The following is a 26,145-nucleotide window of genomic DNA, read 5'->3' on the forward strand; positions in this document are numbered from 1 at the left end:
TAAGCCAATAATAAAGACTTGTTACTCACTGTTATTTTGTAGTAAGGGAGTAGTAGGTCTTTTTTTAATAACTAATTTACTCAAGCGCTTGAGTAAATTAGTAAGGGCCAATTTCAAGGAGGTAATTATGAGCATTACTATGAAAGACATTGCCCAGATGGTTGGGGTAACTGAATCAACTGTCTCGCGGGCAATTAATGATAAACCTGGTGTAGGTGACGAAACAAAAAAGAAGATACTAAAGGTAGCTCAGAAATATAATTATAGACCTAATCAGTTGGCCCGAAATTTAGCCAAGCAAGAGACTAAGATGATTGGTTTGATTCTACCTGATATTTCAAGTCTCTTCTATTCAGAAGTAGCTCGAGCTATTCAGGATTTGGCCCTAGAAAAGGGATACCAAGTAGTAGTCTGCAATACTGATGGGAATCAAGACCAAGAACTTAGTTATATAGAATGGTTGCAGAGCAATAAAATTGCAGGAGCTATATTTTTAGGTGAAAGATTAGTTAATAATCAGATTCTGAAGTTAGGATTAACTGATTATCCTGTAGTTTTAGCTAATAGGTTAGTAGAAGAGGTAACATTACCTTCAGTGATTATTGATAATACTGCTGGTGCATACAAAGCTACAGTCTATCTGCTTGATAAAGATTATTCTAGAATTGCTTTAGTAAATGGACCACGCAATAATTGGCAGGCTCAAAATAGATTACAAGGTTATAAGAAAGCGCTAAGAGACTATAATTTAGAATTTGATTCTGATCTAGTGCTGTATAAAAATTGGAGTAGAGAAAGTGGCTACCAAGGTTTTTTAGAGTTAGTTGATTTATCTACTCCTCCTGATGCCATTTTTGCTGCAAACGATTTTATTGCTGCTGGAGTAGTAGAAGCAATTAAAATGGGCGGCTATTTGATTCCTCAAGATATAGCGGTGGTTGGATTTGAAGATACTATTGTAACTTCTGTTATTGATCCACCGTTAACTACTGTAGCTCAGCCCATGTATCAGCTAGGAAAGCAGGCTGTAAGTAAGCTTTTTTCTATTATTGCAGATGAGGAACGAGGAAAAGAGATTGAAGTTTTAGACTGTGAGTTGATTATTAGAGAATCTACTTAATATAATTGAGGAGGAATTAAAAATGGCAAAGGTTACTTTAAATGATATTACTAAAGTTTATCGTGGTGGAGATGATGGTCCAGTAAAGGCTGTTAAAGAAGCTAATGTAGATATTCAGGATAAGGAGTTTGTTGTATTAGTTGGCCCTTCTGGTTGTGGAAAATCTACTACTTTAAGAATGGTGGCTGGACTTGAAGAAATTACTGATGGTGAGTTATATATTGGTGATGATATAGTTAATGATGTAGCACCTAAAGATCGAGATATAGCTATGGTATTCCAGAACTATGCCTTATACCCACATATGAATGTATATGATAATATGGCTTTTGGTTTAAGATTACGTAAGATGGATGATTCAGAGATTGATCAGCGAGTTAAGGAAGCAGCTGATATCTTAAGTATTACACCATTATTAGATAGAAAGCCTAAAGAATTATCTGGTGGTCAGCGTCAACGTGTAGCTATGGGTCGAGCTATTGTACGGGAACCTAAGGTATTCTTAATGGATGAGCCGTTATCTAACTTAGATGCAAAGTTAAGAGTACAGATGAGAGCTGAGCTACAGCGGTTACATGAAAGATTAAAGACGACTACTGTTTATGTAACTCATGATCAAGTAGAGGCAATGACTTTAGCTGATAGAATTGTTGTTCTTAAAGATGGGGTAGTTCAGCAGATTGATGATCCAATTACTCTTTATAATGAGCCAAATAACATGTTTGTAGCAGGCTTTATTGGTAGTCCAGCAATGAATTTCTTAGATGCTCAGATTGAAGAGCAAGGAGATGACTTAGTAGTTGCAGGTAATGGTTTTGAAGTTACTATTCCTGAAGATATGTCTCAAGCTATGAAAGCTCTACAGACTTACGTTGGTAAAGAAATTGTCTTTGGTATTCGACCTGAGGATATTATGGATGTTGAATTAATGGATGAAGAATTAGAAGGTAACATTGTTGAGGCTAAAGTAGAGGTAGTTGAGCCAATGGGTTCTGAAATTAATGTTTATTTAAATATCGGTGGTCAAACAATAATAGCAATTGTTGATGCTGAAAGTAATGTTCAAGTTGGAGATAAGATGAAAGTTTCCTTTGATCTTGACAAGATGCATATCTTTGATTCTGAAACAGAAGAGGCAATTATTTAATTCAAGTTTAAAACTCAACTATTATCAGGAGAGGTGCCATTTGGTGCCTCTCTTTTTTTATTATTGATAGCTGTGTCACTAAAAGTGACACACTATATCAATTAAACTTCACTTTATGAATAGATGTCATATTTTTGACATACGAATTAATAACCTAGTTGAATTAAGAAAGGAGGATTATAATAATGGAGAATCAACAACAGGAATTAAATCTGCAGAATCGCCAGAAGTTAGAGTTGACAGGGGTAACTGATGTAATCAATTATGATGAAGAAGAAATTAATTTAGAGACTAATTTAGGTAGTCTATTAATTACAGGTCAAGAATTGCATATTCAACATTTAGATTTAGATAGTAATGATCTAATTGTAGATGGTCATATTGAGGAGTTAAAGTATGATCAAGAATCTAAAGCAAAGAATTTCTTTCAGCGCTTATTTAAGTGATTTTAGGAGGATAGGAAATGGTATCATTACGTTTGCAATTTTTTACCTTTTTAAATATGATAGTAGTAGGTATGATAATTGGGATTGGTTTTGATCTTTATCGTGTAGTAAAAAGTAAGTTTAACTTACAAAGGTTAGTAGTAGACTTTTGTGATATCTTATTCTCAGTTCTAGTTACAATTGTTATCTTTATGGGCTTAGTATATAGTAATGGTGGGTCAGTTAGAATTTATGCTTTTCTGGGAGTTTCTTTTGGATTAATAATTTATTATCTATTAGTAAGTGATTTAGTAGTCAGTATTTTTAATAGAATAGTTGATAGTATTTTTTGGGTCTGTAGTCAATTAAAAAGATTAATAATCTTTATCTATAGTAAGACTAAGGCTATTATTTTAAAGATAAAGCAATTATTAAGAAAGAATGGTGATTAAATGGAGAATAAGAATCTATCTAAAGGACAGAAAGTAGTCAGAGGGTTAATTTTTTTATTTTTATTAGTAGTTCCTATTTTAGTAATAATTAATTTTTATCATGGTTATCGTGAGCTACAGAAAATGGACCAGGAAATTGTTGCTTTAAAGTCTGAGATTAAACAGTTAAAAAAGGAAAAAAAAGAATTAAGAACTAAAGTCAAACAGGTTAACTCTAAGGATTTTGTAGAGAATATTGCTAGACAAAAACTAGGGTTAGTTAAAAAAGGGGAAGTTTTGTATATTACAGTAGAAAAATAGGAGGTTAGAATGTGGTACTAGATATAGCAGAAGAATTAGCTACTGAATTCAATTTAAATATTGGACAAGTTAAAGGTACTGTTGAGTTATTAGATAAAGGAAATACTATTCCTTTTATAGCTCGTTATCGTAAAGAAACAACTGGTAAGTTAGCAGAAGATATGCTACGAAAATTATCTAAGAGATTAGATTATTTAAGAAAACTTGAGCAAGAGAAAGAAAAAGTAATTAATGCTATTGATAAACAAGGAAAGTTGACTTCTAAGTTACAGAAAGAAATTAGTGCTGCTACTAGTTTACAAGAAGTTAAAGATTTATATCGTCCTTATAAACAGAAGAAGAAGACTAAAGCTGCTCGAGCAAAAGAGAAGGGGCTAGAGCCATTAGCTAAGTTGTTTTTAGAACAGGAGATAAAAAAGGGTTCAATAAAGCAGATATGTGCTGATTTTATAGACTCTGATAAAGGTTTAGAAGATGCTGGTGATGTTTTAGAAGGAGTTAAGGATATTATTATACAATATGTAACAGATCAGCCAGAGAGTAGACAATTAGCTAGAGAAGTTACTTTTAAAAAAGGCCAACTTACTGTAGACAGTAGGATGGATGAAGTAACTAAGTATCAGAATTATTATGATTTTGTTGAGAAGATTAAAAAATTAGCACCATATCAGACTTTAGCTATTAATCGAGGTGAGGACGAAGAGATCCTTAAAGTAAAGGTAATTGCCTCAGATGATGAGATTATCAATAAGTTAGAGAAAGAATTTATTACTACAGATTCTATCTTTAAGCCAATATTAAAGGAAACTATTCAAGATGCTTATTACAAGCGGTTGGCCCCAGCAATTGCTAGAGAAGTGAGAAGTCAGCTAACAGAAAAGGCTGAAGAACACGCTATTAATGTATTTACTGAAAACTTAAAGAATCTATTAATGCAACCTCCTTTATTGGATAAACGGATATTAGCTATTGACCCAGCTTTTAGAACAGGTTGTAAGGTAGCTGTGTTAAATGAATTAGGAGAGTTATTAACTACAGATGTTATTTATCCTCATGCACCTCAGAAGAATTGGGAAGATGCTAAAGAAAGCTTAAACACTCTAATTGAGGAATATAAAATGGATGTAGTTACTATTGGTAATGGAACTGCTTGTCGAGAAACAGAAGAATTAATAGCGGAGATAATTTCCGAATCAACTCCAGATTTAAGATATATAATAGTAAATGAAGATGGAGCATCAGTCTACTCGGCTTCTTCATTAGCTCAAGAAGAGTTTCCTAATTTAGATGTTTCTTTAAGAGGGGCCATTTCTATAGGGCGACGTCTACAAGATCCACTTGCTGAATTAGTTAAGATTGCTCCTAAACATCTAGGAGTAGGTTTATATCAGCATGATTTAAATCAAATTAATTTAGAAGAGGCTTTAGAAGAAGTTGTAGAGTCAGTGGTTAATTATGTAGGAGTGGATTTGAATACTGCTTCTAGTGCTTTATTAGAGTATGTAGCTGGTATTAATTCATCAGTAGCAGAAAATATTGTTGAGTATAGAAGAGAGCAAGGCAAATTTAGTAGTCGAGAAGAGCTAACAGATGTCTATGGAGTTGGCCCGAGTAGATTTAAGCAAGCAGCAGGCTTTTTAAGAATTAAAGATGGAGCTAATCCTTTGGATCAAACTGCTATTCACCCTGAATCATATCAGACAACTAAGAAATTATTATCTGAAGTTGGTTTTACAATTAAGGATTTACTTGTTGATGAGATGAGAGTAGAGTTACAACAACAGATTGAAGAGATAGATTTAACACAGTTTGTTACCAATTTAGAAGTTGGTTTACCTACTTTAGAAGATATAAAAAGGGCTGTGTTAAAGCCTGACCGAGATCCAAGAGACAGTATTCCAATACCTATCTTTAAGCAAAACATTTTAAAAATAGATGATTTAGAGGTAGGTATGATATTGCAAGGTAAGATAAGAAATGTAGTTGATTTTGGAGCTTTTGTTGATATAGGAGTTAAAGAAGATGGGTTAGTACATATCTCAGAACTTAGTTCTAATTATATTGATAATCCTTTAGAAGTAGTAACAGTAGGTCAACCAGTAAAAGTAAAGATATTGGATATAGATTCTAAACAAAGTCGAATATCTTTAACTATGGATTTCTAATTTAGTTGACACTATATTAAGGATATAGTATAATGTAACAAATTGCTTTTAATTTAAAATTATGAGGAGGAATTTTTTAGGTATGTCAATCGAGGTTGGAAGTGTAGTTGAAGGAAAAGTAACAGGAATCACTAATTTTGGTGCATTTGTTGATTTAGGAAATGGAGATACTGGATTAGTTCATATTTCCGAAGTTGCTGATACTTATGTTAAAGAAATTAGTAACTTTTTAGATGATGGAGAACGAGTAAAAGTAAAAGTTATTTCTATTGATGAAGATGGTAAGATTGGGTTATCTATTAGGCAGTTAAGTGATGAGAAGAAGAAAGAGAAATTTAAGAAGACTGCTCCTAAGAAGTCTCTTGATGATATGATTGATGACTTTATGCAGGAGAGTAATCAACGGCAGCAGGATCTAAAGAATAATTTAGAGAATAAAGGTGGCGGCCGTTCTTAAAATATAACTAAATTTTGGTTTAAGCACCCTTGTTTCATAGGGTGCTTATTTATATTTATTGAGATATCATTTCACTTTTTAATAAAAAGTTTCAGTAAAAGTTTAAGTTCAAAGACTATTTCGGAACGGCCTATCGGTCTTCCTTCCGAATTACTTTTGTTTTAAACAAAAGTAATCAAAAATTTTTCAGAAAAACAAGTTATGTTTCTTACCATCAAAAGACTACTAGATTATATTCAACACTTTTGATTCATATATTAACTACTACCTTAAGTAAAAGGTCGCATTGTTTTTCTTGTTTAAATCTTAAAATCTGTTAAAAATAACAAAATTATTTTTAGTAAAGATGTTTCTTAGATTTTTATTGGTTTTGACCTTGACTGTACACTGTAAACTGTAAACTGATGAAATATCTCCATATTACTTCACTTTTCAAAGTAATTATCTATTGAATGAAATAAGTACATAATAAAAAATAAGAAATAAAAGGAGGAAGAATAATGACTTGTACTCAAGAAGATATGCAAGTATTAAAAGAGCAATTAGGACGTGAACCAAGAAATGTAGTTAAGGTTAGCAAACGGTGTTCAGCTAATCATCCTCAGGTGATAGTTACAGCTCCTATCTTAGAACAGGAGAATGATATAGGAATTTTTCCTACGACTTTCTGGCTGACTTGTCCTGAATTAAACTATCGGATCAGTAAGTTAGAAGATGAAGGTTGGATACAAAAGATCCAGGATCAACTTAATGATAAGGAAGAGTTGGCCCAAGAATTAGAAGAAGCACATCAAAGTTATGCAGAATATAGGTTGAATTTAATGCCAGAGCAAAAACAGGTAGATATAGCTGATAAATATCCTAACCGTTATCGAGTCTTGAAAGAATCTGGTGTAGGTGGTATTCTAGAATTTGCTGGGATTAAATGTTTACATACTCATTATGCTCATTATTTAGCTACAGAGAATAATCCAATTGGTAGATTAACTAATAACTTATTAAAGGACAACTTTGAACCTTTAGATACAGAAGATTGTCTTATCAAGTGTGAGAAGGAGGAATAAAAGTGTCAATTGGAGCAGTTGATTTAGGAACTAATTCTGTTAGATTGCTAGTTGCTGAGATTGATGAAGATGGTTTAAAGAGGTTGAATCAAGAATTAAAAGTACCTAGATTGGGAGAGAATATTCATCAAAATGGTTTTTTGAAAGAAGATGCAATCAAGCGTACTATTAAAGTGTTACAGGGTTATAAGAAGGTAGTTAAGAGATTTAACGCTCAACCCTCTATAATAGCTACTAGTGCAGTTAGAGATGCTAATAATAGAGAAGAATTTGTAACTAGAGTTAAGAAGGAAGTAGGTTGGAAAGTAACTCCAATTTCTGGAGAAGAAGAGGCTAGATTATCTTATTTAGGAGTTATTTCAGAGTTAAGTGAGTTGGCTAGAGATACTTTAGTTATAGATATCGGTGGTGGTAGTACTGAATTTATTTGGGGCCAACAAGAGAATTTAACTGAATACAAAAGTATTAACTTAGGCGCAATTAGATTGACTGAAAGCTTTGGTGATGACTTAAAAGAAATGAAACAAGATGTGAAAACTAAATTAGAACCAGTTTTAAGTAGTTACTCTACTACAGAATTAGTAGGAGTAGGAGGTACAATTACTACTTTGTCAGCTATAGATAATTCTTTAGAGGATTATCAGCGAGAAGTAGTTCATGCTTCAACTTTATCTTATAATAGAGTAGAAGAAATTTTAGATCGACTAGCAAGTTTATCTTTATCTGATAGAGAAGAAGTTATCGGGCTTGATGCCGATAGAGCTGACATTATTTTAGCAGGAATAATTATTCTGTTAGTAATAATGGAACAGACTAAGATAGATAATATTACTGTCAGTGATGCAGGAATTTTGGAAGGAATAGTCCATAATAAATTATAAATGGGTTAGATAATGAGAGTATTAAAGAGGAATATATATTTAATTTTATCTAATAGGTTTTAATCAACTTTATAATTCTTGACTATTTGGGGAATAGATAATATAATACTAGATGTCGCATGAGAGAAAAGCGACAAAAAATTTAAATTGCCGGGGTGGCGGAACTGGCAGACGCATCGGACTTAAAATCCGATGGGCCCTTTGTGCCCGTGTGGGTTCGAATCCCACCCCCGGCACCATTATTTATTCTTAATTATTTCTTGACAAATAAGAATAAATAACTTATAATAATAAATGCTTGATATAAAAAAGTAATAAAAATTGACGCGGGGTAGAGCAGTTGGTAGCTCGTCGGGCTCATAACCCGGAGGTCACTGGTTCGAATCCAGTCCCCGCAACCATTGAGGCGGCGTAGCTCAGCTGGCTAGAGCATGCGGTTCATACCCGCAGAGTCGGGGGTTCGATCCCCTCCGCCGCTACCATACATACAAAAAGGATGTCCCTATATAGGGACATCCTTTTTGTTTTTTGTAAATTGTCGTAAAATTAGGAAGGGCGATTGTTAATTCTCGACAAAATATCTCCTTGAAACCATGTATAATATAGTTAATAGTTACATAATATGTAAGTTAATAAAGGGGGATATAGTTTTGAGAAGTATTGATTTTCCTATTTATCAACGGCAAGAAGATATCGACCAAGATGAGGAAAAGAATTTATTGGACAAGCTACAACAAAAATTTCCGTTAGTTGCTTTAATCTTATCTTTATTAGGACTTGTATTAGGGAAAGTTACTATTTTGAATGGTTTGATGCCTTTTGGTTTAAGTTATTTTGCTGTTTTTTTGTATAAAAGAGATAAGTTTTTTGTTAATCCTTTAAGATTAGTAGCTATTTTGGTAGGAGTTAGTTTGGGTTATTTTATCGAACTGGACATGTTGGCCCTAAAATATATTATTGCTAGTTTGTTACTGTTTAGTTTCCAGAAAAAATTGATTCAACTTGATGAATTAGTATATTCTTTATCTACCAGTTTAAGTTTTTTACTCTGTCAAATTCCATATTTTTATTTCAATTCTGCACCTGCGAGCTACATTTCTTTAGGAGCAGAAGTCTTCCTTATTCTATTGACTACTCTATTGCTTTTAAAATCACTGCCAGATATTTTAATATATTTAGATAAGAAAAGCAACAAAGTTAAACTTCTTTTAGCTATAACATCTATTATTGGTCTAGGTATATTCTCTTTAGTAGGAGAGAGAGTAGGAGGATTGAATTTACTTCGAGTCTTAATGACTTATTTAATTATGTTGTTTGCTTTAGCAATAGGGCCAACTGCTGCAACTATTTTAGGAGTAATAACAGGATTTATATACAATATTACGCACTTAGACTCTGTTGCATTAGCTGGTAATTATGCTCTAGCAGGATTAATTGCTGGTAACTTTCAAAAGCAAGATAAGTTAGGAGTTGGTTTAGGTTTTGTTCTTAGTAATTTATTATATGCTACTTTTATAACTATTCCAGACTATGTAGCACCTCTAATACAAGAATCAGTAATTGCAGCCATAATTTTAATTGCCACTCCACGTAGAATGATTTCTGCTGCAAATAAATTAAGTCAAGAACAGGAACGAGGAGAAAAATTAGAAGATAAGAAATTACAGTCTTTTATTACACGACGAGTTCGCCAATTTTCTGAGATCTTTAATGAACTATCGACTGCTTTTTCTGAAGTGTTACCAGAGAAGGAGAATGATGTTAATGATGTAGGTACTTTTCTTGACTTAATTACAGATAAAGTCTGTGTTAAATGTGAGCTATGTGATTCATGTTGGCAACAGTCTTTTTATTCTACTTATCAAGGAATCTTTGAACTACTGACTATTGCAGAAAATAGAGGGGAAGTATTAATTGATGATTTAGATGAAGTGATGCCTATTAAATGTTATCATAAGGTAAAATTAGCTACTGCAATTAATCAGTTTGTTAAAATGTATGAGTTAAATCATTATTGGGAGAATAAACTATATAAGAATGAAAAGATATTATTAAATCAGTTGTCTGGTATGTCTCAGGTAGTTGATAATTTAGCAGAAGAATTAACTATCAGTGTTAAACCAGAAGATGAAATAGAAAAGAGAGTTCATTCTATATTAAAGAAGAATGGATTTAAAGTAAAAAAAGTATTAGCTACTAATTATAATAATGAAGAGTTAGAATTAACTATTAGAAAGAAGAGTTGTAATGGCAATCATGAATGTGCTAAAAATATGATTCCGTTACTTAATAGTAAGATGGAGTGTAAATTTGATCTAACTTGGAGTGAATGTGGTGCTCAGTTAAATAAATCTAATTGTATCTGTCGTTTGACTCCAGCAGTTGAATATCAATTACAGACTGGTGTGGCTACAGCTAGTCAAGCTACTGGTATTTCTGGAGATAATTTTACTTTCTTTAAGCAAAAAGAAGGAAAGTTTATGTCTATTTTAAGTGACGGTATGGGAGTTGGGGCAGAGGCTTGTCAAGAAAGCAAAAGTGCGGTAAGACTTCTAGAAAAGATGCTCCAGGCAGGTTTAGATTATAAGTTGGCTTTAAAAAGTGTTAATTCTATTTTAGGTTTACGTTCTAAAGAAGATAATTTTACTACTATAGATTTATTACAGATAGATCAAATGGATGGTAAAGCTGAATTTATTAAGTTTGGCTCAGCTTCTAGTTTTATTAAGCGAGGAGCAGAAATAAGCATGGTTAAATCTACTACTCTACCTATAGGTATTGTCAATCAGGTTGATTTAGAGTCTAATACTTTGAAACTACAAGATAAAGACTTAATTATTATGATGAGTGATGGTGTATTAGATAGTAAGAAAAATTTAGCTATTAAAGAAGAATGGGTACTACAAATTTTAAGGAATAATTTAATTGATGCCCCTCAGACCTTGGCCCAATATATATTAGATAAAGCTAAAGAGAATCAGAAAATTGAGGATGATATGACAGTGCTTGTAATTAGGGTAGATAGATGTTAAGATATAATAAATCAATGATTTAATAAAGGAGTACTTTAGACAAGTGGTTGATAATATAAAATTAATTAATAAAGTTAAAACAACAATTGATAAATATCAATTGTTGACAACTAATGATCAAATATTAGTAGCAGTTTCTGGTGGGCTAGATTCATTAAGTTTATTACATATTTTAAGAAAATTACAGAGTGAATATCAACTAGACTTACATATAGCACATTTAAATCATCGATTAAGAGGTCAAGCTGCATTAGCAGATGCTCAATTTGTAAAGGAGATAGCTAATAGTTGGCAGATACCAGTAACAATAGAAGCTTATGATGTTAAAGCTTATCAGAAAAAAGAAGGTTTATCTTTAGAAGATGCTGCTCGTCAGGTAAGGTATAATTTCTTTTTTGAACTAATGAACGAATTAGGTTTTGATAAAATAGCTCTAGGACATCATGCTGATGATCAAGCAGAGACAGTATTAATGAAATTTTTGCGAGGAGCAGGACTAAAAGGTTTAGGAGGTATAGCTCCTAAAAATGATAAATTAATTAGGCCGTTAATTGAAGTAACTAAAAAGTATTTAGAAGATTATTGTAAGCAACAAAATTTAACTCCACGTCTTGATGAAACAAATCTAGAAGCAGTTTATAAGCGTAATAAAATTAGATTGGAGCTATTACCTGTATTAGAAAAAGAATATAATAATAATATTGTAGCAACTCTAAATCGGACTGCAGAAATATTTAGAACAGAAGATGATTATCTAAATCAACAAGCAAAAGAAACTTTACAAGAAATAACTATTAAACAGAGTGAGAAGCAGTTGGTAATTGATTTAGAAAAGTTTTTGCAATTGCATACTGCCTTACAACGACGTATAATTAGAGAAGCTGTTAGATATTGCAAGGATGATTATCAAGATCTTTATTATCAACATATTGAAAGTATTATGAAATTGGCTACTACTAAGGAAACAGGAAAAAGAGTCGAATTACCTGCTGATTTAATTGTAAGGTTAAATTATAATCAACTAATTTTCTCTATAGGTGGGCTAATGGAAGATAGATTTGATTTTGAGTATCAAATAGCACTAGAAGAAATTGAAATTCCTGAATTAGGAATAATAATTAGTAGTGAAATAGTAGATAGTAATTATCCTTGGCGACAAGAAATAGATAATTCTAATTATGGTTTTTTTGATTATAAGCAAGTAGGTTCTCCTTTTTATATTAGAAGTCGTCAATCGGGAGATCGCTTTTACCCTTTAGGAATGAAAGGTAGAAAAAAAATAAAAGACTTCTTTATTGATCAAAAACTAGCTATTTGGAAACGAGATCAAGTCCCTATTTTTGTTACAGAAGGAAATGATATCTTTTGGGTTGGAGGCCTAAGAGTCGATGATAGATTTAAGGTAACAGAAGATACAGAACAAATATTAATGATTAAGATAAAGGAGGAATTGTAGTGTTAGAAGGTATGATTGATGAAGTTTTAATTGCAGAAGATGAGCTACAATCTAGAATTAAGGAACTAGGGAAGAAAATTACTGAGTATTATGATGAAGATGATGAAGTAATTATGGTCTGTATTTTAAGAGGTGGTTTCTTCTTTATGGCTGATTTATCTAGACAGGTTGATCTACCAGTAGTGCTTGATTTTATGGATGTAACTAGTTATGAAGGAGGAACAAGCTCTACAGGTAATGTTCGAATCATAAAAGATTTGGAAGAAAGTATAGAAGGAAAACATGTTTTAATTGCTGAAGATATTATAGATACTGGTCTAACTTTAAAACATGTTATTAAAATGTTAGAAACTCGTAAACCGGAAAGTATCAAAATTTGTACTTTATTAGATAAACCAGCTAGAAGAACTGAAAAGGAAGTTGAAGTTGATTGGAATGGATTCGAAATTCCTAATAAGTTTGTAATGGGTTATGGATTAGATTATCAAGAGAAATATCGTAATATTCCTTATATTTTCGTGCCTAAGCCAGAATTATATCGAGATAAGTAATTAAATAAGGTTAGTTTGATTTGGTTGCTATAATTGATAAAGTGTGGTATAATTAATAGACGTGAAATTATATAAAATGGAAAAGGTAAGTTAGTTTTAGGGAAGGAGGATTGTTAGTTGAAGAAGTTTTCAAAGAGTATAGGATTTTATTTGATTATTATTGCTATTGGAGTTTTAATAGCTCAATATATTATTGCTCCTAATCAACCACAGCAAAAAATATCCTATAGTGAATTTATTAATCAAGTTGAATCTGGTAAAGTAGAGAAAGTTACAATTGTCGGTGAAAACTTAATAAAGGGTAAATTAGCAAATGGTCAACAATTTGAAATAAATATTCCAGGAACAATAGAAAAAATAGAAAAACTATTACGTACTAATGATGTAAAAATTGAGACTAAACCTGAACCTGAACCTCCTTGGTGGACAGGGTTATTTGCTTATTTATTACCAACCATCATTTTAATTGGTGCTTGGATCTTTATTATGAATCGCATGCAAGGTGGCGGCAAGAAGATGATGTCTTTTGGTAAGAATAAAGCTCAATTACATAAAGAAGGAGATACTGAAGTCACCTTTGATGATGTAGCTAATTATGAAGAGGTTAAGGAAGAATTACAGGAAGTTGTTGAATTTTTAAAGCATCCAGATAAATTTAGCCGTCTAGGGGCTGAAATTCCTAAAGGAGTTTTACTTTTAGGCCCTCCAGGTACAGGAAAAACGTTAATGGCTAGAGCAGTATCTGGTGAAGCTGGAGTTCCTTTCTTCTTCATCAGTGGTTCTGACTTTGTTGAAATGTTTGTCGGAGTTGGAGCTTCTCGAGTTAGAGATTTATTTGAACAAGGAAAGGAAAATGCTCCATGTATTGTCTTTATTGATGAGTTAGATGCTGTAGGTCGCCAACGTGGTGCTGGTGTTGGTGGAGGTCATGATGAACGTGAACAGACTTTAAACCAGTTATTAGTTGAAATGGATGGCTTTGAGCCTAATGAAGGTATTATTGTCATGGGGGCTACAAATCGTCCTGATGTATTAGATAAAGCATTATTAAGACCAGGACGTTTTGATAGACAGATTCCTGTTGGTAAACCAGATTATAAAGCTAGAAAAGGTATCTTAGAAATCCATGTTAAAGATAAGCCTTTAACTGATGATGTTGATATAGAAGTATTGGCTCGAAGAACTCCTGGTTTTACAGGGGCTGATTTAGAGAATTTAGCTAATGAAGCTGCTATTTTAGCGGCTCGACGAGATAAGAAAACTATTGGTATGGATGAATTTGATGATTCTATTGATAGGGTTATTGCTGGTCCGGCTCGTGAGAGTAAGGTAATTAGTGATAAAGAAAAGGATATAGTTTCTTATCATGAGACTGGTCATGCTTTATTAGGTGAGTTATTAGAGAATGCTGATCCAACTCACAAGGTTACAATTGTTCCTCGTGGTAGAGCAGGAGGATTTACTATTAATCTTCCTGAAGAAGATAAAAGCTTTATCACTAAATCTGAGTTAAAGGATAAAGTAATATCCTTATTAGGAGGAAGAGTAGCTGAAGAAATATTCTTAGATGACATTAGTACAGGAGCTCAGAATGATTTAGAGCGAGCTACTAAGATTGTTCGACAGATGGTTACTGATTATGGTATGAGTGAAGAATTAGGACCATTAACTTTAGGTCAGAAACAGAATGAACAAGTCTTCTTAGGACGAGATATTTCTCGCAGTCGAAACTACAGTGAAGATGTTGCAGCAGCTATTGATCAGGAAATTAAGAGCTTAATAGAAGGTTGCTATCAAAGAGCTGAAGATATCTTAAGTAAAAATAGTGATATGGTAGAAGATATGGTAGTAGCTTTAAAAGAGAAAGAAACTTTAGATAAAGAAGATATTAAAGAGATCATCACTAACTATAAGCCAGGATTTTATGGTGAGAATGAAGAGGATCCTGAAGATGAGGAAGTAATTACTCCAGATGATGATCTAGAAGAAGATAATGAATAGAGAGCAATAATAGAATAGATATTTATCATGTGACTGGCGGAGTTGAGATGGGATTAACCATCAGGGAACATGATAAAGTAAATTGCCGACCGTCTGGGCAGATAGTAATAGTTACTATCTGTTCAGACGGTTTTTTATTTAGATTATAGGTTAATAGTTTACAGCTTAGAATTGGTAAAGTATAATTTTCATAGAGAGTATTAAACTATCAAACTAAGGGGGAATTAAGATGAAGAGTGATATCAAGATTGCTCAAGAGACTAATATGAAACCTATTACTGAGATTGCAAAAGAGTTAGATTTAAGTGCAGAAGATATTGAATTGTATGGTAATGACAAAGCTAAGGTTAAGTTAGATACTTATAAACGAGTATTAAAGGAGAATGAACCTGGTAAGCTAATTTTAACTACAGCTATTACGCCTACACCTGCTGGAGAAGGAAAATCAACTACAACAGTTGGATTGGGCCAAGCCTTAAATCAATTAGGTAAACAAGCAGCAGTTGCTTTACGCGAACCTTCTTTAGGACCTTGTATGGGTATTAAAGGAGGGGCAGCTGGTGGTGGTTACTCTCAAGTTGTACCTATGGAAGATATCAACCTTCATTTTACTGGTGATATTCATGCTATTGGTATAGCTCATAACTTATTAGCTGCTACTATTGATAATCATATTAAGCAAGGAAATGAATTGAATCTGGACCCTAATCAAGTTGTTCTTAAGCGAGTTGTAGATATGAATGATCGATCTTTAAGGGATATTGTAGTTGGTTTAGGTGATAAGAATGGTCAGAGTCGAGAAGATGGTTATATGATTACTGTTGCTTCTGAGGTAATGGCTATTCTTTGTTTAGCTGAAGATATAATTGATTTGAAAGAAAGGTTAGGAGAGATTATCATTGGTTATACCTATAAGGGCCAACCTGTTAAAGTTAAAGAATTGGAAGTAGCAGGAGCAATGGCTGCTTTATTAAAAGATGCTCTAAAGCCTAATTTAGTTCAGACATTAGAAAATACTCCAGCCTTTATTCATGGAGGACCATTTGCTAATATTGCTCATGGCTGTAACAGTATTATGGCTACTAAATTAGCCTTACATACGGCCGATTATGTAGTGACTGAGGCTGGTTTTGGAGCTGATTTAGGAGCAGAGAAGTTCTTTAATATTAAGTGTCGTTATGCTGATTTAGAACCAGATGCAGTTGTTTTAGTGGCAACAGTTAGAGCTTTAAAGATGCATGGAGGAGTAGGTAAGGATAATTTACAGGAGGAGAACTTAGATGCCTTAGCTGCTGGATTAGAAAATTTAGAAAAGCATATTGAGAATGTACAGAAGTTTGGAATCTCTCCAGTAGTTGCTATTAACGAGTTTACTAGTGATACAGAAGCAGAGGTTGAGTTGATTAAAGAACGTTGTCAAAAGTTAGGTGTTAAAGTAGCTCTCTCTCAAGTATGGGAAAAAGGAGGAGCTGGTGGAGTAAAAGTAGCTAAAAAAGTATTGGACTTAGTTAATGAACCAAGTGATTTTAAAATGTTATACTCTACTGAAGATACTATTGAAGAAAAGATAGAAGAGATAGCTACAGAAGTTTATGGTGCAAATGAGGTTAATCTTACAGCTCAAGCTAAAAAGAATATTAAGCAACTGAAACAAGATGGTTTTGCTGACTTACCAATTTGTATGGCTAAAACTCCAGCTTCATTATCTGATGATCCATCTCTAAAAGGACGCCCAGAAGGTTTTGCATTGACTGTCAGAGAAGTTAAAGTTTCAGCTGGAGCAGGTTTTTTGGTAGCTCTAACTGGTGATGTATTAACAATGCCTGGTTTACCAAAAGATCCTTCTGCAGAAGATATTGATATTGATGCTGAAGGAAAGATTACAGGTTTATTTTAGATTTGCAATTTTAAATTTGACTTAGTATAATAAAGTGAAATTGAATAGTTATCCGCTTGGATCTATAGCAGACTGAGACGGGAAATAGTGTAGTTGTAGTGGGGTAACTATGCCTATCTATATCTATAGAAAACTCCTTTCCTGTCTAGGTTAGGAGTTTTTTCTTTTTTGTGAAATAAACTATACATAATATCAAAGAATTTTACTGGAGGTGAAAGAGGTGAATAATCAAGTTACAGTTAAAACTCTACAACAGAAGAAATCTGCTGGAGAGAAAATTACAATGTTAACTGCTTATGATTATCCAATGGCTAAAGCTATAGATGAAGCAGGAATTGATGTGATTTTAGTTGGAGACTCATTAGGCATGGTAGTTTTAGGTTATGAGGATACATTAGCCGTGACAGTTGAAGATATGATTCATCATAGTAAAGCGGTAACTAGAGGTGCTAATAATTCTTTAGTAGTTACTGATCTTCCTTTTATGGCTTATAAGGTTGATGATATTAGCTATACAGTTAAGAATGCTGGACGGATTATTAAAGAAAGTGGGGCTCAGGCTGTAAAGTTAGAAGGTGGTAGTAAGATAATAGAGGAGATAGAGGCAATTATCAAAGCTGGGATTCCAGTAATGGGACATTTAGGTTTAACTCCTCAATCTGTAAATCAATTTGGTGGCTTTAAAGTACAAGGAAAAGATACTGATGCTGCTAAAAAATTATTAGAAGATGCTAAAAAACTAGAAGAAGCGGGGGTTTTTTCTCTAGTATTAGAGTGTATACCAGCAGAATTAGCTAATAGAGTAACTAAAGAGTTATCGATTCCTACTATTGGAATTGGAGCTGGTAAAGACTGTACTGGTCAAGTTTTAGTTAGCCAAGATATGTTAGGAGTTTCTAACGACTTTGTTCCTAAATTTGTTAGACAATATTCAGATTTGAATGAAGAGATTAGTCAAGCTTTAAGAAGATATAAAGAAGACGTTAAATCCGGAGAATTTCCGAATTCAGAAGAAAGCTTTAGTAATTAGGAGGGGTAAAGTGGAGATCTATACGACAATTTCCGAAATCAAAGAGTTTATCAAATCTCAAAAGCTAGCAGGAGAAGAGATAGGTTTTGTTCCTACAATGGGTTATCTACATCAAGGACATTTGTCTTTGATGAAAGAAGCTAGACAGGACAATGATATAGTAATTGCTAGTATTTTTGTTAATCCTACTCAATTTGGCCCTGATGAAGATTATAAAGAGTATCCTCGGGATTTGGATAGAGATGCAGAATTAGCAGCTGAAGTAGGAGCTGATATCATTTTTGCACCAGATGTTGACGAGATATATTCTCCTAATGCTGCTACTACAGTTCAAGTAGAAGGTTTAACTGATAAGTTATGTGGTGCTTGTCGTCCTGGTCATTTTACAGGGGTTTGTACAATAGTCAGTAAGCTATTTAATATTGTTAATCCTGATAGAGCCTATTTTGGCCAAAAAGATGCTCAACAGGTATTAGTTATTAAGCGAATGGTTAAAGATTTAAACTTTGATCTTGACATAGTAACAGTGCCTATAGTCAGAGAAGAGGATGGGTTAGCTGTCAGTTCTCGAAATAAGTATTTAAATCAAGCAGAACGGGGAGCTGCTATAGTGCTTTATAAATCATTACAATTAGCTCAAGGATTGATTGAGGATGGAGTAACAAGTTCTTTAGTTATTAAGGAACAAATGTTAAGACAGCTTACTCAAGAATCATTAGCTAAAGTAGATTATGTAGAAGTTGTTAATCAAGATACTTTAGAAAAAGTAGAAGAAGTGCAGGGGAAGGTATTAATTGCTCTGGCAGTATATATAGGAGAAACAAGATTAATCGATAATCTTATGTTGGAGGTGTAAATGATGATGCGTATGATGCATAAGTCAAAAATTCATCAGGCTAAAGTTACTGATGCTAATTTAAATTATGTAGGTAGTATCACTATTGATCGAGAATTAATGGAAACAGCAGATATATATCCTAATGAACGAGTTCAAGTAGTTAATAATAATAATGGTCAACGCTTAGAAACTTATGTTATTCCTGGAGAAAGAGGATCAGGAGTTATTTGTCTTAATGGAGCAGCAGCTAGAAAGGCTAGACCAGGAGATACAGTAATTATTATTTCTTATGCTTTACTAACTGAAGAAGAAACTAAGAGTTTAGAACCTCAAGTTGTATTAGTAGATGAAGAAAATAAAATCAAATAGGAATAGGAGTGAGAAGAGTGAAGTTAAAGACTAGACAGTTGACTATAACAGGTATTTTAGGAGCTATTGCTATCTTGTTAAGTGTGACACCTTTAGGTTTTATTCCTGTCCCTACACCAGCAGGCTCAGCTACAATTATGCATATTCCAGTAATTATTGGTGCCATTATAGAAGGGCCAACTGTTGGTGCTTTGGTAGGATTGATTTTTGGAATAGCTAGTTTCATTAGAGGAGGAGCTTTTTTTGCTGATCCATTAATAGCTATTTTACCAAGGATTCTGATTGGTATTTTGGCTGCTTATAGTTATAAGCTAGTAAAAAAAAGAGTATTAGGCTCAATCATTGCTGCTATAATCGGTACTTTGACTAATACAGTTGGAGCTTTATCTTTAGCAGTAGTCAGAGGTTATTTAACTGCTGAAGCTGCTTTAGGAATTGGAATTACCCATGGATTACCAGAAGTTGTAGTAGGTGCTTTGATTACAGTAGCAATAGCTAAAGTATTAGACAAATCAAATCTAGGGGTAGCAGAAAAGAATTTAATAAATTAGAGTAGTTAGGGCCCCAATAGGGGCCTTTATTTATTCCGAGATGATTTCTTTTTCTTGAGCAGGTTTTTCTGCAATTTGGAGAGTGAATGTTTTGTATTTATCATTTCTTAAAATAGTGATAGTTACTTGTTGACCAATGTTTAATTTAACTAGTTCTTTTTTTAGATCTATAGGTTGTTTGATTTTATGGTTATTAAACTTTAAAATAATATCACCAGTCCGTAACTTAGATTTAGCTGCTGGACTATTAGTAGTAATATTAGAGATTAGGACACCATAGTTTTCATTTAAATCAAAGTATTGTTTAAGATTATCATTTAAATTTTGGAGATAGATTCCTAACCAAGGTCTAATTATTTTACCATGCTTTTTAAGTTCTCTAATAGAATCTTTAACTTGATTAATTGGAATAGCAAAGCTAATTCCATGTGCTTTAAAATTGATTGCTATATTAATACCTACTACTTCTCCATTAGTATTTAAGATTGGCCCGCCGCTATTGCCTGGATTAATAGCAGCATCTGTTTGAATTAAGTTATTATAAGTTTCGGTTTTTCCATCTTCCTCTAATTTTAAAGAGCGGTTGGTAGCACTTATTATTCCTAAGCTAATAGAGTAATCAAAGCCATAGGGATGACCAATAGCTAGAATTAGGTCTCCAGGGCGTAATCTATTTGAATCTCCTAAACTAGCTGTAGGTAGTTCTTTTTCATTAATTTTTAGTAAAGCAATATCTAACTTTGTATCATTTCCTATTGCTTTAGCAACTTTATATTTAGATTGGTCTTTTAGTTTAATTTTTATTTGATCTGCTTTATTAATTAGATGTTTACTGGTAATTAAATAACCATTAGAGTTGATAATAATTCCTGCGCCTGTTTCTACTTTATCTTGTGAATTGATTGCTTTAATTTTGACTATGCTAGGAGTAACTTTTTCTACTGTATCAGCTAAATTGTATTGATTAATTTTTTGGTTAGCCAAGACAGGGGGAGTACTATAAGTAGCTAATATAATTAAGATTAATAGAGATAATAAGTAATAGATTTTTTTTACTCTGATAATTTTCCTCCTTTATGTCAATTAAGAATAGATTATAATTATTATACAATCTATAACTTTTAAACTCAATACAAACTAACTTTGTATTTTAATTAGTAATATTATATAATTAGTTTAGAAAAAAAGAAGGTGATAGTATGAGAAAAAATTTAAAACGTAGAGCTAAAGTGCTTGATTTATTGTATCAGTTTCAAGATGAGTATATATCAGGAGAAGAATTAAGTGAACAGTTAGGAGTTTCTAGAACGACTATCTGGAAGTATATCAATTATCTTAGAGAAGCAGGATATGAAATTGAATCTTCTTCTAAACTAGGATATAGATTATTAAAACCAGCTGATATTTTATTGCCAGAAGAAATAAGTAGGAGTTTAACTACTGAGAAGTTGGGAAAAAATATTATTCATTATGATCAGATAGATTCTACTAATCGAGTAGCTAAAGAACAAGCAGAAAGTGGAGTTAAGGAAGGGACTATTGTAGTAGCTGAAGAGCAGATAGGCGGTAAAGGAAGATTAAATCGTAGTTTTTGTAGTCCTCAGGAAGGGATCTGGTTATCTTATATTCTAGCTCCTGACTTGAAACCAATGTGGGCTGGACGAGCTACATATTTATCTGCTCTAGCTTTAGCTAAGACTATTAATCAATTAACAGGCTTAGAGGCTAAAATTAAGTGGCCTAATGATATCTTGATTAATGATAAAAAGATCTGTGGTATTCTAACAGAGATGGATGCTGAATTAGATCGAATCAATTATTTAGTAATGGGATTAGGTATTAATGCTAACTTTTCTTTAGCTGAATTACCAGCTAAAATACATAATAAAGTAACAACTATTTATCATGAATTAGGTACTAAAATAGATCGTGTATCATTTGTAACACATCTGTTAGAAGAAATAGAGGAGTTGGCCCCTAAGTTAAATCAATTTGATCAATTATTAGCCGAATGGAAAGAATATGCTTATACTTTAGGTCAAGAAGTAAAGATAGTTGATGGTGATAAAAAGTATCTTGGTTTAGCTAGTGATATAACTTCTGATGGAGCTTTAGTGGTAGAGACTGATGAAGGTAAGCAAAAAGTTTATTCTGGTGATGTTTCACTATCACATAAAGATTTTAGTTCAGGAAATTAAGTAGTTGACAGTTGATAGTGTACAGTTTACGGTTTACAGTTTACAGTTAAAAGTATCAAATTAAACACTAATATATAAGTATTTATCGAGACTTTGAATTTGAGTTTGACTTTAACTGTAAATTATACACTGTACACTGTAAATTATAATTAAATAAAGGGTGAGAATTTTGATTTTAGCAGTTGATGTGGGAAATACTAATATTGTTTTAGGATTATATCAAGAGGAAGAATTAATAATTGATTGGCGAATTTCTACTGATCGTAAGAAGATGCCTGATGAGTATGGTATGGTATTGACTAATTTATTTACTAATGAAGGTTATAAGTTAGAAGATATAGATCGGGTTATTATTTCTTCAGTAGTGCCTCCAATTACTAATATTTTAGAAGAGACTGCAGTTAAGTGTTTAGGCATTAATCCTATAGTAGTTGGCCCAGGAGTCAAGACAGGTATTAATATTAAGATGGATAATCCTAAAGAAGTAGGTGCCGATAGAATTGTTAATTCAGTAGCTGTTGATCATTTATATGGAGGGCCAGCTATTATTGTTGACTTTGGTACAGCAACTACCTTTGATGCTTTATCTAGCCAAGGAGATTATTCAGGTGGGGTAATTGCTCCTGGAATCGGTATTTCAACTGATGCCCTATTTGATCAAGCAGCTAAATTACCTAATATTGAATTAGATTTTCCTGACCAAGTAATTGGTAAGAATACTCATGATGGATTACAGTCAGGGATTTTGTATGGTTTTGTTGGACAAGTTGATGGTATAGTAAGACGAATGAAAAAAGAATTTAAGACTACTCCTAAGGTAATAGCTACTGGAGGATTAGCAGATTTAATTGCAAAAAAGTCAGAAGAGATAGAGATTAATAATCAATTTTTAACTCTAGAAGGATTAAGAATTGTTGCTAATATGAATCGTTGATTAAGATTGAGGTGATAGGAGATGAAGATAGGAACTGTTGAAGTAGATCCGCCTGTTATTTTAGCTCCAATGGCGGGGGTAACTGATTTACCATATCGCCAAGTAGTTAGTGAACTAGGTGGTTGTGGTTTAGTCTGTACCGAGATGGTCAGTGCTAAAGGTTTAGTTCATGGTAATCAAAGAACAAAAAAATTATTACAGATAGAAGAGAAAGAACGGCCAGTTTCTTTACAGTTATTTGGTAATCAACCAGAGACTTTGGCTCAAGCAGCCAAAATAGTAATGGAGGTTAGTCAGCCAGATATTATTGATCTAAATGTAGGCTGTCCTACTCCTAAAATTACTAAGAATGGTTATGGATCTGCCTTGATGAAGGAACCTAAGTTACTAGGACAGATAGTTAAAGCTATGGATAATGTTGTAGATATACCTGTAACTATTAAAATTAGAACTGGTTGGGATGAAGATTCAATTAATGCTTGCCAGATAGCTGAAATTGCTGAAGAAAATGGAGCTGCTGCTATAGGAGTTCATGGTAGAACAAGAGAGCAGTTTTATCAAGGACAAGCTGACTGGGAAGTTATAAAGCAAGTTAAGAATTCAGTTTCTATCCCAGTTATTGGGAATGGTGATATTTTTGGCCCTAAAGATGCTAAGCAGATGATAGACGAGACAGATTGTGATTCTGTAATGATTGCTCGTGGTGCTCAAGGTAATCCTTGGATCTTTAAGCGAACAGCTCATTACTTGAAGACAGGAGAGGTATTGCCTTCTCCTAATTCTAAAGAGAAGATTGATAAAGCTATTTTTCATTTAGAAGAATTAGTAGAGTATAAAGGGGAATATGTAGGAATCAGAGAGATGAGAAAGCATGCTAGCTGGTATCTAAAAGGACTTAGAAATTGTTCTCATGTTAAAGATAGAATAAATCAAACTGAAAGTTTAGAGAAGATGAAAGATGTATTAATTGAATATCGAACTCAATTTAGCTGATACTATATGTATCAGCTTTTTTTATTTTTGGGTATAATAATTTTAGTTGACTTGTACATATTAGAAAAAAGGAGTGGTAGGATGAAACATGTAGTAAGTATCAGTTTGGGGGCTTCCACTCGAGATCATAGGGCTAAATGCCAACTTCTAAGTGAGGATTTTATTATAGAGAGAGTTGGAACTGATGGTGATTTAAAGGAAGCTATTGATTTATTTAGACATTTAGATGGTCAAGTTGATGCTTTTGGATTAGGTGGTATTGATCTTGATTTATATGCTGGAGAGAAAAGTTATCGTTTAAGAACTGCTAATAAGATTGTAAAGAATGTTAAGCAGACACCTATTGTAGATGGTAGTGGCTTAAAGAGTACATTAGAGAGGATGGCTATTAATAAAGTAGCTGAGGAAATAAATTTAAAAGAACAGAAAGTTCTATTAGTTAGTGCATTAGATAGATTTGGTATGGCTGAATCTTTAGCTGATCAAGAAGTAGATTTAATCATTGGTGACTTAATTTTTGGATTAGGGATTCCTATTCCCCTAAGTTCTTTATCAACATTACATAGGGTTGCTAAGTTAATAATGCCTCTAGTAAGTCAACTCCCATTTAAAGTATTATATCCAACTGGTGATCAGCAGACAGAGGTCAAGAATAAATATAGTAAATATTATAGAGAAGCAGATATTATAGCAGGAGATTTTCATTATATTAGACGTTATTTACCAGATGATATAGCGGGTAAAATAATAATTACTAACACAGTAACTAGCCAAGATATTAAATTATTACAGCAGCGAGGAGTAAATAAATTAATTACTACAACTCCTGAGTTTGAAGGTCGTTCTTTTGGAACTAATGTTATAGAGGCTGCTTTGGTAACTTTAATAGATAAACCAATAAAAGAGACTCAAATTTCTGATTATTTGAAATTATTACGACAGATTGATTTTACTCCTCGAATAGAAGAGTTGGGTCAACAGGCTTTATAAGAAGTAGGTTATTGAAAAATTACTTCTCTGATCTTAATTATAAGTTTAAGTTTTATCAATATTAGATTTGAATAATCAATGAACTTAATCCTTTAACAAGTCTAAGGAGGAATTAGATGAAAAAATTTGGATTTGTTGTTCACCCCTTAACAGTTGATGATGTAGCAAGGAAATTTCCTATCTGTAAGAAACTACCTGATCCTTTAGTAAGGAGCATGATTAAATTATTACCTGCTTTTAGAGCCTCTCATATTACTGGAGTTGAATCAAAATTAGGTTCTAAAGCAGAAGGTTGGTTTATTAGTTGCCCATTGACTTCCCAACAAATGATAGAGTTACCTACTGATAAGGTAATAGATCGAATTGTACAGGCTGGTAAAAAAGCTCAAGAGTTAGGAGTTGATATTGTTGGCTTAGGGGCTTTTGCTTCAATAGTAGGTGATAAAGGAATTACTGTAGCAGAAAGACTTGATATACCTGTTACAACAGGTAATAGTTACACAGTGGCAACTGCTTTAGAAGGTACTAAACTAGCTGCTGAGATGGCAGAAATTGATATAAAAGAAAGTAATATTTTAGTTCTAGGGGCAACTGGTTCTATTGGGAAAGCTTGTACTAAACTATTAGCTAGAGATAATAAACATCTTATTTTAGCAGCTAGAAGAGAAGACAAGCTTAAGAAGTTGGCTCGAAAGGTAAATAGTAAATATTCTGCAGATATAGAGTTTACTACTAATTTGACTAAATATTTAACACAAGCAGATGTGATTATTGCTGCTTCCAGTGCAGTAGAAAGTTTGATTAGTGTAGAGCTACTTAAACCAGGAACTATTATTTGTGATGTTGCCAGACCTAGGGATGTAGCTAAGGAAGTTGCCTTAAACAGACCAGATGTTTTAGTTATTGATGGGGGAATTGTTGAGGTGCCTGGTGAAGTAGAGTTTAATTTAGACTTTGGTTTTCCACCAGGAACATCATATGCTTGTATGGCAGAGACTATGATTTTAGCTCTAGAAGGGAAATACCAAAATTATAGTTTAGGATCAGATTTAGATCCTAATAAAGTTCTTGAAATTGATAGGTTAGCTACTGAACATGGATTTAGATTAGCTAGTTTACGAAGTTTAGAACGTGAAGTAACATTACAACAAGTAAATAAAGTAAGACAGTTAGTCAGATCAACTTGACAAAGGTTATAAACTGAATTATAATCTCTTACTAAAGTTATGTTGAAGTTTAAATCTACAAATCAAGTAATTGTTTGGAATAGTAAGTTAGTCATATTTATTTTTCT

The 26,145-nt window shown here is 32.8% G+C and carries 24 protein-coding genes, 3 tRNA genes and 1 riboswitch; of the genes, 26 read left to right on the forward strand and 1 reads right to left on the reverse strand.

Annotated features, from left to right (window positions below; genetic code table 11):
- The first annotated feature begins 127 nt into the window (after nt 1–127).
- From ACYQ39_RS08640 to ACYQ39_RS08740, 21 genes are all read left to right on the forward strand, one after another.
- Entirely contained in the window at nt 128–1,120 is a 993-nt protein-coding gene (locus ACYQ39_RS08640) for a LacI family DNA-binding transcriptional regulator (protein ID WP_459842160.1), read from the forward strand.
- A 22-nt stretch (nt 1,121–1,142) separates the two neighbouring features.
- Nucleotides 1,143–2,267 (forward strand): ABC transporter ATP-binding protein, encoded by a 1,125-nt coding sequence (locus ACYQ39_RS08645; RefSeq protein ID WP_459842162.1) that lies wholly within the window; start codon nt 1,143–1,145, stop codon nt 2,265–2,267.
- 185 nt (nt 2,268–2,452) lie between these two features.
- Nucleotides 2,453–2,713 (forward strand): sporulation protein YabP, encoded by a 261-nt coding sequence (gene yabP, locus ACYQ39_RS08650; RefSeq protein ID WP_459842164.1) that lies wholly within the window; start codon nt 2,453–2,455, stop codon nt 2,711–2,713.
- A gap of 17 nt (nt 2,714–2,730) precedes the next feature.
- Complete coding sequence (yabQ, locus tag ACYQ39_RS08655) at nt 2,731–3,144, forward strand: spore cortex biosynthesis protein YabQ (RefSeq protein ID WP_459842166.1); 414 nt, start codon at nt 2,731–2,733, stop codon at nt 3,142–3,144.
- Nucleotides 3,145–3,444, forward strand: a complete 300-nt coding sequence (locus ACYQ39_RS08660) for an FtsB family cell division protein (protein ID WP_459842168.1) — start codon at nt 3,145–3,147, stop codon at nt 3,442–3,444.
- An 11-nt stretch (nt 3,445–3,455) separates the two neighbouring features.
- Nucleotides 3,456–5,609, forward strand: coding sequence for a helix-hairpin-helix domain-containing protein (locus tag ACYQ39_RS08665; protein WP_459842170.1), 2,154 nt, complete (start codon nt 3,456–3,458; stop codon nt 5,607–5,609).
- An 82-nt stretch (nt 5,610–5,691) separates the two neighbouring features.
- Nucleotides 5,692–6,066 (forward strand): S1 RNA-binding domain-containing protein, encoded by a 375-nt coding sequence (locus tag ACYQ39_RS08670; RefSeq protein ID WP_459842172.1) that lies wholly within the window; start codon nt 5,692–5,694, stop codon nt 6,064–6,066.
- Nucleotides 6,067–6,566: 500 nt separating this feature from the next.
- Nucleotides 6,567–7,130 (forward strand): DUF501 domain-containing protein, encoded by a 564-nt coding sequence (locus ACYQ39_RS08675; RefSeq protein ID WP_459842174.1) that lies wholly within the window; start codon nt 6,567–6,569, stop codon nt 7,128–7,130.
- A 2-nt stretch (nt 7,131–7,132) separates the two neighbouring features.
- A complete protein-coding gene (locus ACYQ39_RS08680) occupies nt 7,133–8,011 on the forward strand; it encodes a Ppx/GppA phosphatase family protein (protein ID WP_459842176.1) in 879 nt (292 codons plus the stop codon).
- A 149-nt stretch (nt 8,012–8,160) separates the two neighbouring features.
- Nucleotides 8,161–8,250, forward strand: a tRNA-Leu gene (locus ACYQ39_RS08685).
- A gap of 86 nt (nt 8,251–8,336) precedes the next feature.
- Nucleotides 8,337–8,412, forward strand: a tRNA-Met gene (locus ACYQ39_RS08690).
- A gap of 4 nt (nt 8,413–8,416) precedes the next feature.
- Nucleotides 8,417–8,493: transfer RNA gene (locus tag ACYQ39_RS08695), tRNA-Met, on the forward strand.
- A gap of 168 nt (nt 8,494–8,661) precedes the next feature.
- Nucleotides 8,662–11,043, forward strand: coding sequence for a stage II sporulation protein E (gene spoIIE, locus ACYQ39_RS08700; protein ID WP_459842178.1), 2,382 nt, complete (start codon nt 8,662–8,664; stop codon nt 11,041–11,043).
- Between the two features lie 43 nt (nt 11,044–11,086).
- The gene (gene tilS / locus ACYQ39_RS08705) at nt 11,087–12,499 is read left to right on the forward strand and encodes a tRNA lysidine(34) synthetase TilS (RefSeq protein ID WP_459842180.1); all 1,413 of its coding nucleotides are present in this window, start codon (nt 11,087–11,089) and stop codon (nt 12,497–12,499) included.
- A gap of 11 nt (nt 12,500–12,510) precedes the next feature.
- Complete coding sequence (hpt, locus tag ACYQ39_RS08710) at nt 12,511–13,050, forward strand: hypoxanthine phosphoribosyltransferase (protein ID WP_459844318.1); 540 nt, start codon at nt 12,511–12,513, stop codon at nt 13,048–13,050.
- Nucleotides 13,051–13,167: 117 nt separating this feature from the next.
- Nucleotides 13,168–15,051, forward strand: a complete 1,884-nt coding sequence (gene ftsH, locus ACYQ39_RS08715) for an ATP-dependent zinc metalloprotease FtsH (RefSeq protein WP_459842182.1) — start codon at nt 13,168–13,170, stop codon at nt 15,049–15,051.
- A 19-nt stretch (nt 15,052–15,070) separates the two neighbouring features.
- Nucleotides 15,071–15,157: riboswitch (ZMP/ZTP riboswitch) on the forward strand.
- A gap of 123 nt (nt 15,158–15,280) precedes the next feature.
- Nucleotides 15,281–16,948, forward strand: a complete 1,668-nt coding sequence (locus ACYQ39_RS08720) for a formate--tetrahydrofolate ligase (RefSeq protein ID WP_459842184.1) — start codon at nt 15,281–15,283, stop codon at nt 16,946–16,948.
- Nucleotides 16,949–17,168: 220 nt separating this feature from the next.
- Nucleotides 17,169–17,978: a 3-methyl-2-oxobutanoate hydroxymethyltransferase gene (gene panB, locus ACYQ39_RS08725; RefSeq protein ID WP_459842186.1), complete on the forward strand. Its 810-nt coding sequence runs from the start codon at nt 17,169–17,171 to the stop codon at nt 17,976–17,978.
- Nucleotides 17,979–17,988: 10 nt separating this feature from the next.
- On the forward strand, nt 17,989–18,834 hold the full coding sequence (panC, locus tag ACYQ39_RS08730; protein WP_459842188.1) for a pantoate--beta-alanine ligase: 846 nt from the start codon (nt 17,989–17,991) through the stop codon (nt 18,832–18,834).
- A 3-nt stretch (nt 18,835–18,837) separates the two neighbouring features.
- Complete coding sequence (gene panD, locus ACYQ39_RS08735; protein ID WP_459842190.1) at nt 18,838–19,185, forward strand: aspartate 1-decarboxylase; 348 nt, start codon at nt 18,838–18,840, stop codon at nt 19,183–19,185.
- A 17-nt stretch (nt 19,186–19,202) separates the two neighbouring features.
- Nucleotides 19,203–19,736 (forward strand): ECF transporter S component, encoded by a 534-nt coding sequence (locus ACYQ39_RS08740; RefSeq protein WP_459842192.1) that lies wholly within the window; start codon nt 19,203–19,205, stop codon nt 19,734–19,736.
- Nucleotides 19,737–19,766: 30 nt separating this feature from the next.
- Here the strand turns inward: ACYQ39_RS08740 and ACYQ39_RS08745 are convergent, their stop codons facing one another.
- Nucleotides 19,767–20,720, reverse strand: a complete 954-nt coding sequence (locus ACYQ39_RS08745) for a S1C family serine protease (RefSeq protein ID WP_459842194.1) — start codon at nt 20,718–20,720, stop codon at nt 19,767–19,769.
- Nucleotides 20,721–20,935: 215 nt separating this feature from the next.
- On the opposite strand from ACYQ39_RS08745, the gene ACYQ39_RS08750 reads away from it, so the two are divergent.
- From ACYQ39_RS08750 to ACYQ39_RS08770, 5 genes are all read left to right on the forward strand, one after another.
- Nucleotides 20,936–21,934, forward strand: a complete 999-nt coding sequence (locus tag ACYQ39_RS08750) for a biotin--[acetyl-CoA-carboxylase] ligase (protein WP_459842196.1) — start codon at nt 20,936–20,938, stop codon at nt 21,932–21,934.
- A gap of 169 nt (nt 21,935–22,103) precedes the next feature.
- Nucleotides 22,104–22,868 carry a type III pantothenate kinase gene (locus ACYQ39_RS08755; protein WP_459842198.1) on the forward strand — a complete coding sequence of 255 codons (765 nt, stop codon included), beginning with the start codon at nt 22,104–22,106 and terminating at the stop codon, nt 22,866–22,868.
- A 21-nt stretch (nt 22,869–22,889) separates the two neighbouring features.
- Nucleotides 22,890–23,861, forward strand: a complete 972-nt coding sequence (gene dusB, locus ACYQ39_RS08760; RefSeq protein ID WP_459842200.1) for a tRNA dihydrouridine synthase DusB — start codon at nt 22,890–22,892, stop codon at nt 23,859–23,861.
- 81 nt (nt 23,862–23,942) lie between these two features.
- Nucleotides 23,943–24,851: a quinate 5-dehydrogenase gene (locus ACYQ39_RS08765; RefSeq protein ID WP_459842202.1), complete on the forward strand. Its 909-nt coding sequence runs from the start codon at nt 23,943–23,945 to the stop codon at nt 24,849–24,851.
- 116 nt (nt 24,852–24,967) lie between these two features.
- Nucleotides 24,968–26,038 carry an SDR family NAD(P)-dependent oxidoreductase gene (locus ACYQ39_RS08770; protein ID WP_459842204.1) on the forward strand — a complete coding sequence of 357 codons (1,071 nt, stop codon included), beginning with the start codon at nt 24,968–24,970 and terminating at the stop codon, nt 26,036–26,038.
- Nucleotides 26,039–26,145: the final 107 nt, after the last annotated feature.

The sequence above is a fragment of the Halanaerocella petrolearia genome, assembly GCF_054657875.1.

What these genes read in the sequence shown, in the direction of transcription:
- ACYQ39_RS08640 (WP_459842160.1), top strand. Translation starts at nt 128, where the DNA reads ATGAGCATTACTATGAAAGACATTGCCCAGATGGTTGGGGTAACTGAA.
- ACYQ39_RS08645 (WP_459842162.1), top strand. Translation starts at nt 1,143, where the DNA reads ATGGCAAAGGTTACTTTAAATGATATTACTAAAGTTTATCGTGGTGGA.
- yabP (WP_459842164.1), top strand. Translation starts at nt 2,453, where the DNA reads ATGGAGAATCAACAACAGGAATTAAATCTGCAGAATCGCCAGAAGTTA.
- yabQ (WP_459842166.1), top strand. Translation starts at nt 2,731, where the DNA reads ATGGTATCATTACGTTTGCAATTTTTTACCTTTTTAAATATGATAGTA.
- ACYQ39_RS08660 (WP_459842168.1), top strand. Translation starts at nt 3,145, where the DNA reads ATGGAGAATAAGAATCTATCTAAAGGACAGAAAGTAGTCAGAGGGTTA.
- ACYQ39_RS08670 (WP_459842172.1), top strand. Translation starts at nt 5,692, where the DNA reads ATGTCAATCGAGGTTGGAAGTGTAGTTGAAGGAAAAGTAACAGGAATC.
- ACYQ39_RS08675 (WP_459842174.1), top strand. Translation starts at nt 6,567, where the DNA reads ATGACTTGTACTCAAGAAGATATGCAAGTATTAAAAGAGCAATTAGGA.
- hpt (WP_459844318.1), top strand. Translation starts at nt 12,511, where the DNA reads ATGATTGATGAAGTTTTAATTGCAGAAGATGAGCTACAATCTAGAATT.
- ACYQ39_RS08720 (WP_459842184.1), top strand. Translation starts at nt 15,281, where the DNA reads ATGAAGAGTGATATCAAGATTGCTCAAGAGACTAATATGAAACCTATT.
- panD (WP_459842190.1), top strand. Translation starts at nt 18,838, where the DNA reads ATGATGCGTATGATGCATAAGTCAAAAATTCATCAGGCTAAAGTTACT.
- ACYQ39_RS08750 (WP_459842196.1), top strand. Translation starts at nt 20,936, where the DNA reads ATGAGAAAAAATTTAAAACGTAGAGCTAAAGTGCTTGATTTATTGTAT.
- dusB (WP_459842200.1), top strand. Translation starts at nt 22,890, where the DNA reads ATGAAGATAGGAACTGTTGAAGTAGATCCGCCTGTTATTTTAGCTCCA.
- ACYQ39_RS08765 (WP_459842202.1), top strand. Translation starts at nt 23,943, where the DNA reads ATGAAACATGTAGTAAGTATCAGTTTGGGGGCTTCCACTCGAGATCAT.
- ACYQ39_RS08770 (WP_459842204.1), top strand. Translation starts at nt 24,968, where the DNA reads ATGAAAAAATTTGGATTTGTTGTTCACCCCTTAACAGTTGATGATGTA.